At 55.8% G+C, this 16,165-nt stretch carries 17 protein-coding genes; 16 read left to right on the top strand and 1 reads right to left on the bottom strand.

Annotated elements, in window-relative coordinates; translation table 11 throughout:
- The first annotated feature begins 34 nt into the window (after nt 1-34).
- Both ACFSOY_RS02510 and ACFSOY_RS02505 read left to right on the top strand, forming a co-directional pair.
- Nucleotides 35-1,249: a M20/M25/M40 family metallo-hydrolase gene (locus ACFSOY_RS02510; RefSeq protein WP_386043950.1), complete on the top strand. Its 1,215-nt coding sequence runs from the start codon at nt 35-37 to the stop codon at nt 1,247-1,249.
- On the top strand, nt 1,246-2,415 hold the full coding sequence (locus tag ACFSOY_RS02505) for a DUF3866 family protein (RefSeq protein ID WP_386043949.1): 1,170 nt from the start codon (nt 1,246-1,248) through the stop codon (nt 2,413-2,415). The genes ACFSOY_RS02510 and ACFSOY_RS02505 overlap by 4 nt, the downstream gene beginning before the upstream one ends.
- Here ACFSOY_RS02505 and mciZ read toward each other — a convergent pair.
- Nucleotides 2,367-2,522 carry a Z-ring formation inhibitor MciZ gene (gene mciZ / locus ACFSOY_RS02500; protein WP_386043948.1) on the bottom strand — a complete coding sequence of 52 codons (156 nt, stop codon included), beginning with the start codon at nt 2,520-2,522 and terminating at the stop codon, nt 2,367-2,369. The genes ACFSOY_RS02505 and mciZ overlap by 49 nt on opposite strands.
- 86 nt (nt 2,523-2,608) lie before the next feature.
- On the opposite strand from mciZ, the gene ACFSOY_RS02495 reads away from it, so the two are divergent.
- From ACFSOY_RS02495 to recQ, 14 genes are all read left to right on the top strand, one after another.
- Entirely contained in the window at nt 2,609-3,166 is a 558-nt protein-coding gene (locus ACFSOY_RS02495) for an NUDIX domain-containing protein (protein ID WP_386043947.1), read from the top strand.
- Nucleotide 3,167: 1 nt separating this feature from the next.
- Nucleotides 3,168-4,358, top strand: a complete 1,191-nt coding sequence (locus ACFSOY_RS02490) for an endonuclease Q family protein (RefSeq protein ID WP_386043946.1) — start codon at nt 3,168-3,170, stop codon at nt 4,356-4,358.
- Between the two features lie 72 nt (nt 4,359-4,430).
- The gene (gene spoIIM / locus ACFSOY_RS02485; RefSeq protein WP_386043945.1) at nt 4,431-5,081 is read left to right on the top strand and encodes a stage II sporulation protein M; all 651 of its coding nucleotides are present in this window, start codon (nt 4,431-4,433) and stop codon (nt 5,079-5,081) included.
- Between the two features lie 24 nt (nt 5,082-5,105).
- Nucleotides 5,106-5,447 (top strand): RNHCP domain-containing protein, encoded by a 342-nt coding sequence (locus tag ACFSOY_RS02480; protein ID WP_386043944.1) that lies wholly within the window; start codon nt 5,106-5,108, stop codon nt 5,445-5,447.
- A 79-nt stretch (nt 5,448-5,526) separates the two neighbouring features.
- Nucleotides 5,527-6,369, top strand: coding sequence for a DNA alkylation repair protein (locus tag ACFSOY_RS02475; RefSeq protein WP_386043943.1), 843 nt, complete (start codon nt 5,527-5,529; stop codon nt 6,367-6,369).
- A 65-nt stretch (nt 6,370-6,434) separates the two neighbouring features.
- The gene (fur, locus tag ACFSOY_RS02470; RefSeq protein WP_386043942.1) at nt 6,435-6,875 is read left to right on the top strand and encodes a ferric iron uptake transcriptional regulator; all 441 of its coding nucleotides are present in this window, start codon (nt 6,435-6,437) and stop codon (nt 6,873-6,875) included.
- Nucleotides 6,876-7,075: 200 nt separating this feature from the next.
- Complete coding sequence (gene ald, locus ACFSOY_RS02465) at nt 7,076-8,194, top strand: alanine dehydrogenase (protein ID WP_386043941.1); 1,119 nt, start codon at nt 7,076-7,078, stop codon at nt 8,192-8,194.
- A gap of 94 nt (nt 8,195-8,288) precedes the next feature.
- Complete coding sequence (locus ACFSOY_RS02460) at nt 8,289-8,534, top strand: DUF4227 family protein (RefSeq protein ID WP_386043940.1); 246 nt, start codon at nt 8,289-8,291, stop codon at nt 8,532-8,534.
- A gap of 91 nt (nt 8,535-8,625) precedes the next feature.
- Nucleotides 8,626-9,513 carry a site-specific tyrosine recombinase XerD gene (gene xerD, locus ACFSOY_RS02455; protein WP_386043939.1) on the top strand — a complete coding sequence of 296 codons (888 nt, stop codon included), beginning with the start codon at nt 8,626-8,628 and terminating at the stop codon, nt 9,511-9,513.
- Between the two features lie 258 nt (nt 9,514-9,771).
- Nucleotides 9,772-10,947 (top strand): phosphopentomutase, encoded by a 1,176-nt coding sequence (locus ACFSOY_RS02450; protein ID WP_386043938.1) that lies wholly within the window; start codon nt 9,772-9,774, stop codon nt 10,945-10,947.
- A gap of 55 nt (nt 10,948-11,002) precedes the next feature.
- Nucleotides 11,003-12,331 carry a pyrimidine-nucleoside phosphorylase gene (locus tag ACFSOY_RS02445; RefSeq protein WP_386043937.1) on the top strand — a complete coding sequence of 443 codons (1,329 nt, stop codon included), beginning with the start codon at nt 11,003-11,005 and terminating at the stop codon, nt 12,329-12,331.
- Between the two features lie 71 nt (nt 12,332-12,402).
- Nucleotides 12,403-12,618 (top strand): DUF1540 domain-containing protein, encoded by a 216-nt coding sequence (locus ACFSOY_RS02440; protein WP_386043936.1) that lies wholly within the window; start codon nt 12,403-12,405, stop codon nt 12,616-12,618.
- Nucleotides 12,619-12,725: 107 nt separating this feature from the next.
- Nucleotides 12,726-13,931, top strand: coding sequence for a D-alanyl-D-alanine carboxypeptidase family protein (locus tag ACFSOY_RS02435; RefSeq protein ID WP_386043935.1), 1,206 nt, complete (start codon nt 12,726-12,728; stop codon nt 13,929-13,931).
- 101 nt (nt 13,932-14,032) lie between these two features.
- Nucleotides 14,033-16,156: a DNA helicase RecQ gene (recQ, locus tag ACFSOY_RS02430; protein ID WP_386043934.1), complete on the top strand. Its 2,124-nt coding sequence runs from the start codon at nt 14,033-14,035 to the stop codon at nt 16,154-16,156.
- Nucleotides 16,157-16,165 lie beyond the last annotated feature (9 nt).

The raw sequence follows: 16,165 nt of genomic DNA, 5'->3' as shown, positions 1-16,165 counted from the left end.
GCCACAATCAGGTCATACTAGGTGCTGAAAGGAAATGTTGAGCAATGGCAAAGGGGTGATGTTGGTGCAACTGAACGAACAACAGGTGGTCAAGCGCTTTTTGGAACTGGTGAAGATCAATGCGCCTTCCCATCAGGAGCGCCCGGTGGCCGACTATTTGCTTAAAGCGTTGCAAGAATATGGTCTGGAGGCGTTCGAAGACGATGCGGGGCAGAGGGCGCTGCACCGGCTGAATCAGGAGACGGTGAAAACGTTGGGACAAGCGCCGAAGACGGGCAATCTGATCGCTTTCATGAAGGGCAATCAGGAGGGCGTGCCCGCTCTGATGTTCACCGCGCACATGGACACGGTCGTCCCGAACAAAGGCATTCGACCGATCGAGCAGGATGGCGTGATCAAAACGGACGGCAAGACAATCCTCGGCGCGGATGACCGCTCCGGCATCTGCGCCATCTTGGAAGCGATTCGGTATCTGCAAGAAAACGATGTGCCACATGGCGATCTGCAGTTTGTGTTTACGATCGCGGAGGAGACAGGTCTCTTTGGATCGCTCTATTTGGAAGAAAAAAATATTAGATCGCAGTATGCGTTCGTCATGGACTCGGGAGGTCCCCCGGACACGATCATCACGCAAGCTCCCACCGAAGTCGATTTTACGGTGCGCATCTTTGGCAAAGCGGCGCACAGCGGTGTCAATCCTGAGGATGGGCTAAACGCGATCTCCGTCGCAGCAGACGCGCTCGCCAACCTGACGTTTGGGCGCATCGACGAGGAGACGACGAGCAACATCGGCATCATCAAAGGGGGAGAGCGCACCAATATCGTCTGTGACCGCTGTGAGATCAACGGGGAGGTCAGAAGTCGGAACGATCAAAAGCTGAACGAGCAGATCGCCAAGATCCGCACCGCCTTCGACCTCGCCGTTGAGAAGTGGAGTGCCCGGATGGATTTTGAGGAGGAGAAGATCTATCTTGGCTTCAATCTGACCGAAGCGGACGAGGTGGTGCGGCTGGCGATGGAAGGGGTGCGAAAAGCGGGCCTTGAACCGAAGCTCGCGCCCCGCGGCGGCGGAAGCGACACGAACAATCTGAATGCAAAAGGCATTCCGGCAGTCAATCTGGGCGTGGGCGCTACAAAAGACCATACGGTGGAAGAGAGCCTGAAGGTGAAAGATCTGATCGATGCAACTCGCTTGGTGATCGGCATCATTCAGACGGCGGCAGAGCGCACAGAGGTGAAATCTCGATGAAGCGGCATGTGGAGCGAGGGATCGTGCGCACCGTTCTTCAGGCGACGGCGAGCGGTCGAGAGCTGATCGTCGAGGTGAACGGCAAGCAGGAGCTGGCGTTTGAGGAGTCGGGGGTGCACCACCCTTTGCGCGAGGGCGATGAGGTGCTGCTGAACACGACCGCAGTCAGGCTGGGACTCGGCTCAGGCGGGGTGCACTTTGTCGTCGTACCGCTTCGCCATGCCGAGCAAGACGACGCGCTTCTAGCTGTGGCCCGATCGGCTGGCCACATCATGAAATTGCGCTACACGCCGCTTCAACGAGCGGTGCACGCGGTGGAAGAGCAGGATCATCCTCTGCACGGATTGCTTCACGGCCGGGAGACGCTGGAAGGCGCTCAGGTGGTGATCTGTGAACTGCATTCGATGTTGCCCGCGGTGGTGATGACTTTGCAGCATCTGTTCGCACAGGCGGGCGACCCTCGCTGCCGGATCAGCTATGTGATGACAGACGGTGCAGCCCTGCCGCTCGCCTTTTCGAAGACGGTGTCCGCTCTGCAGGGACAGGGGCTTCTGCATGGTACCGTCACCGTCGGTCACGCCTATGGAGGGGATCTGGAGGCGGTCAACCTGTACTCCGGTCTGCTTGCCGCCCGCCACGCGATGCGAGCAGATTGCATCGTCGTGGCGATGGGACCTGGAATCGTCGGGACGGGGAGCAAGTTTGGCCATACGGGGATCGAGGTTGGACAGGCGGTCAATGCGGTTCACACGCTTGGGGGAAGCCCGATCGTCGTGCCGCGGCTGTCGTTCGCCGACCCGCGCCCGCGCCACCGCGGACTGTCGCATCACACGCTGACCGCGCTCGGGCAGGTGGCGTTAGCATCTGCCGTCGTGCCGCTGCCCGACTTGGAAGCGGAGCAGAACGGACAGATCTTCGCACAGCTCACAGCGGCCAACCTGCATCAGAAACATCGGTTCGTCGGAGTGAGCGGCAGGTCGATACTGGACGCAACAACCTCTTTTCAAGTACCATTGAAGACGATGGGGCGCACGCTCGAAGAAGATCCCGCCTTTTTTTTGGCGGCGGGCGCTGCGGCCGAATGGGCGTTCCGTCAAATCAAAAGACCGCCTCGGCATCACTCCGCGCGGTCTTCGACAGATGCGTTGTTGGCAGATAAGAACTGATGGAGGGTCGTGCTGCTCGTGCCCGCAAACGTGCGCAGAACAGCTCGAATCTCCCATGCTTTTCCGACCAAGCGCAACCTGTTGTTCGTCATGTAGGTTTTTACCATTCGGTTTGTCCCTCCTAGACTGGCTTCGGTTGTTCCCAGTCTATTCTTTCGTGGGACAGGTTATACCACCTGAGGGGGAGAGCGCGTTGTCGAATGAACATTTGATTGAAAAGACCGTATCGTCCAAGACGATCTATGAGGGCAAGATCATCGATCTCACCTTGCACACGGTCCAATTGCCCAACGGCAAAGAAGCTCAGCGAGAAGTGGTCCTGCATCCGGGTGCGGTGACGGTGCTCGCCTTGACAGAAAAGGACACGATCCTGCTCGTCAAACAGTTTCGCAAGGCGACAGAGCGCGTGCTGGTCGAGACGCCGGCCGGCAAGTTGGAGCGCGGGGAGAATCCGTTAGAGTCTGCCAAGCGAGAGTTGGAGGAGGAGACCGGATATGTCGCGAGCGAGTGGAAGCATCTCGCATCCTTTTATACGTCGCCAGGATTTGCGGATGAGCTGATGCACGCCTATGTGGCGACCGGGCTCACCTTGAAGCAGCAGAACTTGGATGAAGATGAGTTTATCGATGTGTTCGAAGTGACGGCAGATCAAGCGCTGCAGATGATCGTCGACGGGGAGATCTACGATGCGAAGACGTTGACCTGCGTCTACTGGTGGCTGCGTGAGCGAGCCCTGCAAGGAAAGGCGTAGTGTGTCACAGGCGATGCTTCGCGACTTTTACTTAGACTTGCACATTCACATCGGACGCACGCGAGACGGTCGCCCCGTCAAGATCACAGCAGCCAAAAATCTGACCTTTTATGAAATCATCCGCGAAGCTGCCGAACGAAAAGGCATCGAGATCATCGGGATCATCGATGCTGTTTCACCGCCGGTGCTTGCGGAGATCGAAGAGCAGGTACGTCTTGGCGTGCTGACCGAGCTGCCAGGCGGAGGGTATGACTTCCAGGGCAAGACCACCCTGTTGCTGGGAGCTGAGGTGGAGACGGCAGGCCCTGCTGGTGGTGCCGCTCATTTTGGCGTCTGGATGCCAGATCTGAGCGCGATGCGCGAGTTTTCCAACTGGCTGACCCAACGGGTGACCAATCCGGTGCTCTCTTCACAGCGAGCCCGCTGCACATCGTTTGAACTGCAAGCAAAATGTGTGGAGCTCGCGGGGATCTTTGTGATCAATCATGCGTTCACACCGCATAAAGGAGTGCTCGGCAACTGTGTGCCACGCGTGTCGGAGATGGTGGAGCTCAAAGATCTGACCGCCTTGGAGCTCGGACTGTCTGCAGATGCGGACATGGCCGATCTGCTCTCCGAGCTTCAAGAAGTGACGTTTATCTCCAACTCGGATGCCCATTCGCTGCCGAAGATCGGTCGTGAGTACAACCGGGTGCGGCTTGCGGAGCCGACCTTTGCTGAGGTGAAAAAAGCGCTTTTGCGCCAAGAGGGACGGTGTGTCGTCGCAAACTATGGGCTACAGCCCTCGCTGGGCAAATATCACCGCACCTTTTGTCTCGCCTGTGAGCAAGTGATCGATACCGCCACCACCCACCATCTGCACTGTCCGGCCTGCGGGGGGAACAAGATTGTGCGCGGGGTGTTTGATCGCATCAGATCGATCGCCGATCGCCAAGAGCCCGTGCACCCGGCGCACCGCGCTCCCTATCATTATCAAATTCCGCTCGAATTCATCCCGAAAGTCGGCAAGCGAACGCTCGATCGATTGCTCGACCATTTTGGCACGGAGATGAACGTGCTGCATGTGGCGACCGAAGAGCAGCTGCGCGAGGTCGTAGGGGCAAAGATCGCGCACGATATTGCGCTCGCCCGGATCGGGCAGCTGCCGATCGAGACGGGCGGCGGCGGAATCTACGGAAAAATTCTCTCCTGAGGGAGATTCATAGTCTCCTGTTCTCCGGCATAGACTGTAGCATCAGATATGTCGGAGAAGGAGGGGACAGCCGTGTTCGGAAGAATGAGACGAGCATCGTCCTTGTATGTGCGAGATCACATGAGTCTGTTTGTCTTTACGAGCGTCCTGTTTATGATCGGCGCACTGTTTGGCGCGATCGTCGTCGGCGCGCTGGCAGAGGATCAAGCCAATGCGCTCAACGAATCATTAAAAGGATTTTTTAACGCGATCTCCTTAGATCAGACGGGCACTTCTTCATCGGAGATCACCTGGCATTCGGCCGCCTCGTTTTTAAAGACGGTCGGCCTGCTCTGGATCTTAGGGCTTTCCATCATTGGATTGCCGGTGATCGTCATCTATATTTTCATCAAAGGTTTTGTCGTCGGATTCTCGGTCGGCGTGATCGTAGCGCAGTTTAAAGGGCAGGGGTTCCTGTTCTCGATGGCGGCGATCCTGCCGCAAAATCTGATCTACGTGCCGGCGCTGATCCTCTGCGGCGTTGCGGGCATCTCGTTTTCGCTGATGCTGGTCAGGAGCAGGTTCTCCAATCAGCAGCGCGGCGGCACAGGGACGTTGCTCTATCGAAAATTTCTCTCGTACACAGGTCTTGTGGCGGCGACTGCGCTCGTGATGGTGCTGGCCGCCTTTGTAGAAGGCTATCTGTCACCCTCTTTGATGCGCATGATCGTACCGCACGTGTAGGAAGCAAGGAGCGTACCATACCTGATGAGTCGAAAATTTACTGTGATCAATGAACGATTTGAATGCATTCATTGCGGGTTGCAGGTCGAGCCGCTTGCGCAGGGCTCCTGCCGCAATCACTGCCCGCACTGCTTTCATTCGCTGCATCTGGACATCAACCCGGGAGATCGGGCGGCAGACTGTGGTGGACTGCTCGTGCCGATCGACTTTGAAGAGCATAAAAAGAAAGGGCACATGGTGGTTCACCGCTGTCAAAAGTGCGGTCATATCGGCCGCAACAAGCTCTCGTTCGATGACCCGGTGCAACCTGACTCGTTCGAGCAGATGCTGAAGCTGATGCAGAAGCTGTCCTTTCAAAAATTCTAACTCGCACCGACTGGAAAACGGAACCGCTTTCGATCTTGATCGTCTATAATAGACGTGTCAAGAGAAGGGAGCGGTTTTCTTGCGGAAAAAAAGCGTGCTGTCCGAGCGAGAGGAAACGATTGTACGCCTTGCCCGAGCGGGCGAATGGCAGGAGCTGATCGAGTGGCTCAACAGAGGGACTCACCACGGCAAGCCGGGCGCGAGCATGGCTGAAAAGATGCTGGCAACCGAAGCGATGCGCGATGCAGGCGATCGGCAGGTGCTGACTGAGCGAGCGTTCGTGCTCGCCGCCATGCATTCCCCGATGGCCAAGCAGATCGCCTGCGCTCTGCTGCAGGAGCTGTGGCCTGACGACCTGAGCTTGACTGAGCTGGTGCTCGCGCTCACCATCGACGACGATTGGGAAGTGCGCGAATGGGCGGCGCCCGCATTCACCGCCCTGCTCGTTAGCGAATGGCCGCGACATCTGCCGATGATCGAGGAGCTGACGATGCATCCTCACGAGTCGGTCAAGCGGCAGATCGCCCTTGCGATCAAGCAGACGGCGCAAAAAAGGATCGCGGGGAGCGTCGATTCACTCTTGGCGTTGACGGAGCGTCTGTTGCCGGAAGAGCACGAATATGTGCGGAAAAACCTCGGGCCCTTCTGCATCGGCGATGGTCTGCTGCGCGTCTATCCGCAGGAGACGCTGTCGAAGCTGAAGCGATGGGCAACGGACGAGCCTTGGCCGGTGCGATGGAATGCGGTGATGTCGTTTTGCGGTGCGAGCGGGAGCGCTCACCCAGATGTCGCCTATGAGATCTTGAGCGGGCGAATCGACGACCCGCATCCGCTGGTGCAAAAAGCGGTAAAAAGGACGATTAAAAATCTGGCCAAGCGCTGTCCTGAAGATGACAGACTTGTCAGTCTGGCAAAAGTTTGACACGTCTAAAACCGTTGAATATAATAAGGAAGGATTTAGACAACAACCGCTTAGGGGGGCAGGAGATGCAAGAGAGGCTTGAACAAATCAAAAAACAACTCCATGCGGAGCAATTTAAACTGACCCCTCAGCGAGAGGCGACTCTTCGTGTGCTTCTGGAAAATGAGGAAAGCCACTTGAGCGCAGAAGAGATCTTTATGCTGGTCAAGCAGAAATCGCCCGACATCGGTTTGGCGACGGTGTATCGAACTTTAGATCTGCTGTGCGACCTGAAGATCATCGAGAAGCTCAACTTTGGCGACGGTGTCGCGCGCTATGAATTCCGAACGGACGATCATCCACATCATCATCATCACCTCATCTGCTTAAAATGCGGATCGCTTTCAGAGATCGAAGATATGCTCGACGACCTCGAAGCGCGCGTTGAGCGCGACCACAAGTTTAAGATTGTCGACCATCGCGTCAGCTTCCTTGGCTATTGTGAAAACTGTCGTGACGACCAGTGATGTGCGAATCGTTGCCTGCAAATCATTGCACAGTGTGTAATTTTTTGCAGGGTATGGATACTTTTATTCATTTGTTGTCAAACTAGAAACGGTAAGAGAGTGGACAAGTTTCCAAGTCGATTTGACTTGGCATATTTATTGCATAGGAAGTTTTGTTGGGACGAGCTATTCTCGCACCAATGAAGGAGGCCTACATAGTTATGAACGTTGGAATTCCGAAGGAAATTAAGAACAATGAGAACCGTGTTGCCATCACTCCGGCGGGCGTGGAAGCGCTCCGTCACAATGGACACAACGTGTTCATCGAAACGAATGCTGGGCTTGGAAGCGGATTCACCAATGAAGACTTCCAAACGGCGGGTGCGGTCATTCTGGAAACCGCAGCAGAGGTGTGGAGCACGTCTGACATGATCATGAAAGTGAAAGAGCCGCTTGCAGAGGAGTATGGATATTTCCGCGAAGGGCTGATCCTCTTCACCTACCTCCACCTCGCACCGGAGCCGGAGCTGACCAAAGCTCTGATCGAAAAAGGCGTCGTCGCGATCGCGTACGAGACGATCCAAATGCCGGATCGCTCCCTGCCGTTGCTCACTCCGATGTCCGAAGTGGCAGGCCGCATGTCGGTGCAGATCGGCGCGCAGTTCCTCGAAAAGCCTTGGGGCGGCAAAGGGATTCTGCTCGGCGGCGTTCCAGGCGTACTGCCGGGCAACGTCGTGATCATCGGCGGTGGTATCGTCGGTACGAACGCTGCGAAGATGGCGCTCGGACTGGGTGCAAACGTGACGATCATCGACAACAACGCCAACCGTCTGCGTCAGTTGGATGACATCTTCAGCGGCCGTGTTCGCACGTTGATGTCCAACTCGTTCAATATCGAAATGATGGTTCGCCAAGCGGACCTGCTCGTGGGCTCTGTGCTCATCCCGGGCGCTCGCGCTCCGAAGCTGGTCAAAGAGTACATGGTGAAGCAAATGTCCCCAGGCTCTGTCATCGTCGACGTGGCGATCGACCAAGGCGGTTCGATCGAGACGAGCGACCGAGTGACCACTCACTCGGAGCCGACCTATATCAAGCATGGTGTCGTTCACTACGCAGTGGCGAACATGCCAGGCGCTGTGGCACGCACTTCTACGCTGGCGCTGACCAACGTCACCTTGAACTATGCGGTATCGCTTGCGAACAAAGGTTGGTTGCAAGCGGTGCGCGACGATGCAGCCTTGGCAAAAGGCGTGAACGTCGTAAATGGCAAAGTGACATACGAAGCGGTAGCGAATGCACTTGGCTATGAATATACCGATCTGGGCGCGGTGACCGCGTAACCGGAGCGCAGTGAAAAGAAGGGGGAGTCCCCCTTCTTTTTTTGATTCCTCGTCCATAAGCTATGCTGAGAGCTTTTTGAGGAGGGGGATCAGGATGATCATCTCAGTTCGTCAGCTGTCGCGCTTTTTTCGCATGGTCATCTTTACGGTCATCTTTAGCTTCATCTGCTTCAAAGTGCTGATGATCGTGCAAGAGATGATTCAGCCGACCAACAAGTATAAGGAGCCGGTCGGCGGGGATGCGGTGAAGGTGGACGCTCGATACGAAGAAGTGCTGCCAGAGCGATCCTATCAGGAATGGTTTGACAGACTGAGTCAGTTTTATGAAATTGGGGAATAGATTTCTTTACATAACTTTTGTCGTTCGGCAGGAGAACGAGCCATTTTGCCGAACTTTATTTGGGTCAAGCATGGACAAAAGGAGTTTTTTCATGGACAGGCTGATCGAGCGATTTATCCATTATCTAGCAGTCGAACGGGGACTTGCGCTGAACACGCTTGAGTCCTATCAGCGCGACTTGATCGGGTATGTGAGTTTTTTGGAGCGAAGTGGGGTCACAGATCTCAACCAGACTCGACGTGCGAACATCATCGGTTTTTTGGCGGAGCTACAGCGCAAGGGACGTGCAACGACGACGATCTCTCGCAACCTAGCCTCTTTGCGCGCTTTCTATAGCTTTCTGTTGCGCGATAGTTTGATCGATGTCGACCCGACGGCCAACTTAGAGTCGCCGAAGATCGAGAAGCGATTGCCCAAAGTGCTCTCGGTCAAAGAGGTGGAGTCGCTGCTGGAAGGTCCAGATACGGGAACTGTCGCTGGCGGCAGGGATAAAGCGATGCTTGAACTGCTCTATGCGACAGGGATTCGCGTTTCTGAACTGGTCTCGCTGAACCTCTCCGATGTGAACCTCAACATGGGCTTTCTCAAATGTTTTGGCAAAGGTTCGAAGGAGCGGATCATTCCACTCGGTTCGGTGGCGCTCACGACGGTCAGCGACTACCTGCTCAACAGCCGTGGTAAGCTGTTGCGCGATCAGGCGGAAGAGTCGCTGTTTTTAAATCATCATGGACAACGATTGTCTCGACAAGGGTTTTGGAAGATCATCAAAAAATATGCGCAATCTGCACAAATTGAGAAAGAGATTACGCCGCATACGCTTCGCCATTCCTTTGCGACCCATCTGTTAGAGAACGGGGCGGATCTGCGCGCCGTGCAAGAGATGCTCGGTCATGCGGACATCTCGACGACCCAGATCTACACGCACCTCACCAAATCGAGGTTGAAAGAGGTCTATGCGAAAGCGCATCCGCGTGCGTGATGCGGTGATCGAAATGCTTGAGCAACCCCTCACGCCGTGGTGAGGGGTTTCCTATTTTGCCAGCCCGCTTTTGGCGGCGAATACGACGGTGAACAGCATTTGAAATCGTCAGAGCAGGGGAGAACGACCCTCGTCAGATTGGGCGGTTTTGACAACTATATGGTTGTCAGACATCCGTCCTATGAGGTACATTAATGGACAAGACAGGAACTACATAATCTAAATGTAAGTATCAGCATATCTTGGAGGTAATTCGACATGGCGTTTGAACGCGTTGTATGTATCGTATTGGATAGCTGTGGCATTGGGGAGATGTATGATGCTTCAGCATATGGCGATCAAGGATCGAACACGATCGCCAACATCGCAAAGGCTGTCGGCGGGCTGAACATTCCGCACTTGGAATCGCTCGGACTTGGCAAAATTCATCCGATCACAGGTGTGAGCGCAGATGTGAATGCGATCGGGGCGTATGGCAAGATGGCTGAGCTGTCGGCAGGCAAAGATACGACCAACGGCCATTGGGAGATGATGGGGATCAAGCTGGATCGTCCGCTCCCGACCTATCCGGACGGTTTTCCTCGTTCGCTGATGGACGAATTTGAGCGTCGCATCGGCAGAAAGACGCTGGGCAACTACCCGGCGTCTGGGACGGAGATCATCAAAGATCTCGGTGAGGAGCATATGAAGACCGGCTCTCCGATCATCTACACCTCGGCCGACTCCGTCTTTCAGATCGCCGCGCATGAAGAGGTGATCGGGCTGGAAGAGCTGTACAAGATGTGCGAGATCGCCCGCGAACTGCTGATTGGCGAGCATGCGGTAGGACGCGTGATCGCCCGTCCGTTCATCGGCAAGCCAGGCGAGTTTGCGCGCACAGCCAACCGCCACGACTATTCGCGCGACTTCGGTCGCACCGTGCTGAACGAGATGGATGAGCAGGGGCTGTCTGTGATCGGCGTTGGCAAGATCTACGACATTTACGGTGGTTCTGGCGTAAACGGCAAAGCGTCGACCAATGGCAACATGGACGGCGTCGACAAGACGCTTGAGCAGATGGAGCGGGTGGAAAAAGGGTTGATCTTCACCAACCTGGTCGATTTTGACGCCTTGTACGGACATCGCAATGATCCGCAAGGGTTCGCCAAGTCGATCGAGCAGTTCGATGCTCGCCTGCCGGAGATATTGAACAAGATGGGCGAAGGCGACCTGCTGATTATGACAGCCGATCATGGATGCGATCCGACCACGCCTGGCACCGACCACAGCCGCGAATATGTTCCGCTGGTGGTATACGGGAAGCGTGTGCGCGGGGGGGCCGACCTCGGCACTCGCAAGACGTTTGCAGACATCGGAGCGACGCTTGCAGAAAATTTTGGTCTGAAGAGCACCGGTCTCGGGGAAAGCTTCCTGCGCGAGATCGTCAAAGGTTGAGCGAACCGCAGTAGCAGGGCAGGAAGCAGACTCAGAGATAGAGAGGTTGCCGACGATGAGAATGTATGACATCATTCACAAAAAACGCGACGGGGAGAGCTTGAGCAAACAGGAGATCGCCTACGTTGTCAAAGGGTTTACAGAAGGTACGATTCCCGACTATCAGATGTCGGCGCTGGCGATGGCGATCTATTTCCGCGGGATGAGCCCGGAGGAGACGGCCGAACTGACGCTTTCGATGGCGCAATCGGGCGATCAGATCGATCTGTCGGAGATCGCAGGGAACAAAGTTGACAAGCACTCGACCGGCGGCGTAGGCGACACGACGACGCTCGTCTTGTTGCCGCTCGTCGCATCGGTCGGCGTGCCGGTCGCGAAGCTGTCGGGGCGAGGCTTAGGGCACACGGGCGGAACGATCGATAAGCTGGAAGCGATTCCCGGCTTCTCGATCGAGCTGTCAGAATCCCAATTTGTCGATCATGTCAATCGCTACGGTTGTGCTCTGATCGGGCAGACCGGAACGATCGCGCCAGCCGACAAGAAGCTCTATGCGCTGCGCGACGTCACAGCGACGGTCGATTCGATCCCACTGATCGCCTCTTCGATCATGTCCAAGAAGATCGCGTCTGGCGCCGACTCGATCGTGCTCGATGTGAAGACGGGCGATGGGGCGTTCATGAAGACGCTCGAAGGCTCCTTCGATCTGGCGAAAGCGATGGTCGACATCGGCACGAACATCGGTCGCAACACGATCGGGGTGATCTCCAGCATGGATCAGCCGCTCGGCTTGGCGATCGGCAACGCGCTAGAAGTGAAAGAGGCGATCGACACGCTGCGCCTAGAAGGGCCGGCCGATCTAACCGAGCTGTGCTTGTTGCTCGGCTCATACATGCTGGTTGCGACCGGTCATGCGGCAGATGCAGCGGCGGCGAAACAGATGTTGAAAGACTCGCTCGAAAGCGGCAAAGCGCTGGAAACGTTCAGACGTTTTCTCGAAGCGCAAGGCGGGAACCCGGCTGTGGTGGATGATCCGTCCTTGTTGCCGCAAGCGAAGCGCCATGTGCCTGTGGTGCTGGATCGCTCAGGCTATGTGGCGAGCATCCATGCAGAAGAGGTGGGCACCTGTGCGATGCTGCTCGGCGCGGGGCGTGAGACGAAAGAGTCGGAGATCGACCTGGCTGTCGGCATCGTCCTGCACAAGAAGATCGGCGATCAGGTGGCGGCAGGAGAGCCGATCGCAACTTTGCACGTCAGCGATGAGCGCAAGCTTTCCGAGGTGATCGCGCGCTTGCAAGCAGCCTATGTGCTGACCGATCATGCGCAGCAGGCTCCTGCGCTGGTCTACGGAGTGGTCAGCCGATCGGGCGTTGAGCGATTTTGCTGATCCTCTCCAACCAAAGGCAGAATATGTGTGATTTCTTCTGGCAAGAATAAGCTCCATAGGGGGTGAGTGGAATGCCAGAAGGTGTAAAATGCCAGGTGGAAGAATGCGTATACAACAAAGAAACCGCATGTTCCGCGCAGCAGATCGAGGTGACCTCGAACGGAAACGATGTGGTCGGGACGAACAAGGGAACGATGTGTGGAACCTATGAATACCGTGATCACTATCGAGCGGATTCGGGACTGAACAAGGAAGAATATCGCGAACGACATGATTCCCAACACTGATCAAAGCCCCTCATCTGAGGGGTTTTTTCATGGAATAAAACTCCCACTCTGGAAGCATGCTACAAATGCTTTTTGTATACCGAAATGAGTTTAAGGGAGGATTTGCGATGTCTCTCACAAGAGGTTTGGGACGGAGATGGACAGCCCTGCTCTGTGCTACGGCACTTATGTTCGCGTCATTTACAGGCGTTGCCTCAGCGGCCGAAACGAAGCAGAAGCAACAGGCCGCACAAGTGAATCTCGCGAAGCAATCCACTTCGGCTGTGCTGATGGATCAGGCGACAGGCACCGTCTTGTTTGAAAAAAACGCGCATCAGAAGCTTCCACCAGCATCGGTGACCAAAGTGATGACGATGCTTTTGATCTTAGAAGCGGTGGGAAACGGCAAGGTAAAATGGAGTGATCGAATCAGAACCAGCGAAAACGCGGCGAGCATGGGCGGCTCACAAATCTTTTTAGAAGTGGGCGAGGAGATGACGCTCGACGAGATGTTTAAAGGCATCGCGCTCGCCTCTGGCAACGATGCGGCCGTCGCGGTGGCAGAACATCTGGCCGGATCGGAAGAGAACTTTGTGCAAATGATGAATGAGCGGGCCGCACAGCTCGGATGTAAAAACACGAGCTTTCGCAATGTGAACGGGCTTCCGGTCGAGAACCATTTCACGTCCGCACATGATGTCGCGCTGATGTCGCGCGAGCTGTTGAAGCATGAAGAGGTGACAAAATACACGGGGGTCTACCAAGATCATCTGCGCAAATCGAGCGAGAAACCTTTCTGGCTCGTCAACACCAACAAATTGGTGCGCTTTTACAACGGGATGGACGGGCTGAAGACCGGGTATACGGCAGAGGCGAAATACTGTCTCTCCGCGACGGCCAAACGAAACGGTTTTCGCGTGATCGCAGTCGCGATGGGGGCGCCGACCTCCCCTGTTCGGAACGCAGAAATCTCACAGATGATCGATTATGCGTTCGCCAATTACAAGTCGGAAGTGCTGTATAAGCCAGGTCAGGTCGTCCAGCAAGTTCGCATCGACAAAGGCGGCGTCCCCTATCTTCCGATCATCACGACCGATACGGTCGGGGTGCTGATGAAAAAAGGAGAGAAGCAGACCGCCTACCGTCAGGAGATTCGCTTAAACGAAGTCAAAGCTCCGATCCAAAAGGGGCAGATCGTAGGATCTGTCGTCATTAAAAAGGATGAGCAAGAGATCGCCAAAGCGGACCTCGTCGCCGGGCTGGATGTGGGCAAGGCGAGCATGTGGACGCTGTTTAAGCGGACGGTGGAAAGCTGGTTGTCGTTCGGGCGCTGACGAGCGGTTCGATCGGGGAAAATCTATGGAGAGCATCAAAGACACTCGACCGTCTTTGATGCTTTTTTTATGGTAGGATAAAGGGAAGCGAGGTGTTGTCCGTGTTCGAACAAGCCCTACAACTGCTCAAGAAATACTACGGGTACGATTCGTTTCGCGAAGGACAGGAACGGATCATCACCAGCATCTTGAGCGGTCATGATGTGTTGGGAATCATGCCGACCGGCGGGGGGAAGTCGATCTGCTATCAGATCCCCGCCCTGCTCCTGCCCGGCGTTACCGTCGTGATCTCTCCGCTGATCTCCCTGATGAAAGATCAGGTGGACGCTCTGCAAAGCATCGGGATCTCCGCTTGCGCCATCAATTCGTCGCTCACGCAATCGGAGGCGGAAGAGCGGATGGAAGCGGCCAAGCTTGGCGCGTACAAGCTGATCTACATCGCCCCGGAGCGACTCGATTCGGATCGATTCCGCTCCCAGCTGCAAACGTTGCCGATCTCGATGATCGCCATCGACGAAGCGCACTGCATCTCCCAATGGGGACATGATTTTCGTCCAAGCTACCTCGCCATCCCCAGCGTGTTAAAAGCACTGCCTGAGCGCCCGCTGCTCACCGCGTTTACCGCCACCGCAACAGGCGAGGTCACGCAGGACATCGTTCGTCTGCTCCAGATCGATCCGACCCAGACATTCGTGACCGGGTTTGACCGCGAGAACCTGAAGTTTGCGATCTTGCGCGGCGAAAACAAACGCGACTATGTTCTGCACTACCTCGAACAGCATCGCGAGCAGGCGGGCATCATCTATGCGGGCACTCGCAAAGAGGTGGATGCGCTGCATCAGGAGCTGAGCGCTCGCGGCTTTGCGGTCGGAAAGTATCATGCCGGGCTGAGCGATGAGGAGAAATCGACGTACCAGGAGCAGTTCTTGTATGATGATATTCGCATCATGGTCGCCACCAACGCATTTGGCATGGGGATCGATAAATCGAACGTTCGATTTGTGCTCCACGTCAATTTGCCGAAGAACATGGAGTCGTACTATCAGGAGGCCGGACGGGCAGGACGCGATGGCGAGCAGAGCGAATGCGTGCTGCTGTATCATCCGCAAGATGTGCAACTGCAAAAGTTTCTGATCGAGCAAGGGACGGCCGCCGTTGAACGAAAGGCGTCCGAATATAAAAAGTTGCAGCTCATGGTCGATTTCTGCCATACCACGCGCTGCTTGCGCAATTATATCGTCGAGTATTTTGACGAATCGCCGAAGGTGCCGTGCGGCGTCTGTTCGAATTGTCAGGATGACAGCGAAGTGAAGGATATCACCGTGGACGCGCAAAAGATCTTTTCCTGCATCTATCGGATGAAGGAGCGCTTTGGCGTCACGCTCGTCGCGCAGGTGTTAAAAGGGTCGGCGAACAAAAAGGTGTTGCAGTTCGGATTTGACCAGCTGCCGACCTATGGGCTGATGAAATCGTACAAAGAGAAGGAGATCGGCGACCTGATCCACGTGTTGATCGCAGAAGGATATCTTGTGCTTAGCGACGGGCAATATCCGGTGGTGCGGTTGGCTGGAAAGGCACTGCAGGTGTTGAAAGGCCAGGCGAACGTGTTGCAAAAGGTCAGAGTGCGCAGCGAACGAGCTCCGATCGACAGCGATCTGTTCGAGCGCCTGCGCGAGCTGCGCAAAGAGATCTCGCAGCGGGAAAAGGTTCCTCCCTACATCATCTTCCCCGACAGCACGCTGCGGGAGATGAGCGAACAGTGCCCGACAGATGAGCGCGAGATGCTGAAGGTCAAAGGGATCGGCGAGGGCAAGATGGCTCGCTACGGAGCTCCTTTTTTAGCGCTGTTGCAGGCGTATGCCAGCGAGCGGGGAAGTTTGCCGAAGCGACAGCCGATCGAGCAGGCTTCAACGCGGGAGGAAGAGGTGCCCAGCCACCTTCGCTCGTATGAACTGTTCGCACAGGGATTGACTGTGGCGGAGGTGGCAGCGGAGCGCGAACTGAAGCTGATCACCGTCCAAGACCATATCATTCGGGCCATATCGGAAGGGAAAGAGGTCGAGTGGGAGCGGATCGTGCCGCCGGAGCAGGAGCGTTTGATCGCGGAGGCGATCGATCAGCTCGGCGCCGAGACGCTCAAGCCGCTCAAAGAAGCGCTGCCGCCAGAGGTTGACTATTTTGCGATCAAAGGAATGCTGTGCAAGCGCTCGATGCAACACCAGTAAAGAAAGAAG

This window comes from Tumebacillus lipolyticus, assembly GCF_042682745.1.
In the GTDB taxonomy this organism is placed as follows: Bacteria; Bacillota; Bacilli; order Tumebacillales; family Tumebacillaceae; genus Tumebacillus_A; species Tumebacillus_A lipolyticus.
This window is presented reverse-complemented; position numbering and strand designations above follow the sequence as displayed.

Coding starts and splice junctions, on each gene's coding strand:
- fur (WP_386043942.1), top strand. CDS start 6,435: ATGCAAGAGAGGCTTGAACAAATCAAAAAACAACTCCATGCGGAGCAA.
- ACFSOY_RS02480 (WP_386043944.1), top strand. CDS start 5,106: ATGAGTCGAAAATTTACTGTGATCAATGAACGATTTGAATGCATTCAT.
- ald (WP_386043941.1), top strand. CDS start 7,076: ATGAACGTTGGAATTCCGAAGGAAATTAAGAACAATGAGAACCGTGTT.
- ACFSOY_RS02460 (WP_386043940.1), top strand. CDS start 8,289: ATGATCATCTCAGTTCGTCAGCTGTCGCGCTTTTTTCGCATGGTCATC.
- ACFSOY_RS02440 (WP_386043936.1), top strand. CDS start 12,403: ATGCCAGAAGGTGTAAAATGCCAGGTGGAAGAATGCGTATACAACAAA.
- ACFSOY_RS02450 (WP_386043938.1), top strand. CDS start 9,772: ATGGCGTTTGAACGCGTTGTATGTATCGTATTGGATAGCTGTGGCATT.
- xerD (WP_386043939.1), top strand. CDS start 8,626: ATGGACAGGCTGATCGAGCGATTTATCCATTATCTAGCAGTCGAACGG.
- ACFSOY_RS02445 (WP_386043937.1), top strand. CDS start 11,003: ATGAGAATGTATGACATCATTCACAAAAAACGCGACGGGGAGAGCTTG.
- ACFSOY_RS02510 (WP_386043950.1), top strand. CDS start 35: ATGTTGAGCAATGGCAAAGGGGTGATGTTGGTGCAACTGAACGAACAA.
- ACFSOY_RS02435 (WP_386043935.1), top strand. CDS start 12,726: ATGTCTCTCACAAGAGGTTTGGGACGGAGATGGACAGCCCTGCTCTGT.
- ACFSOY_RS02505 (WP_386043949.1), top strand. CDS start 1,246: ATGAAGCGGCATGTGGAGCGAGGGATCGTGCGCACCGTTCTTCAGGCG.
- mciZ (WP_386043948.1), bottom strand. CDS start 2,522: ATGGTAAAAACCTACATGACGAACAACAGGTTGCGCTTGGTCGGAAAA.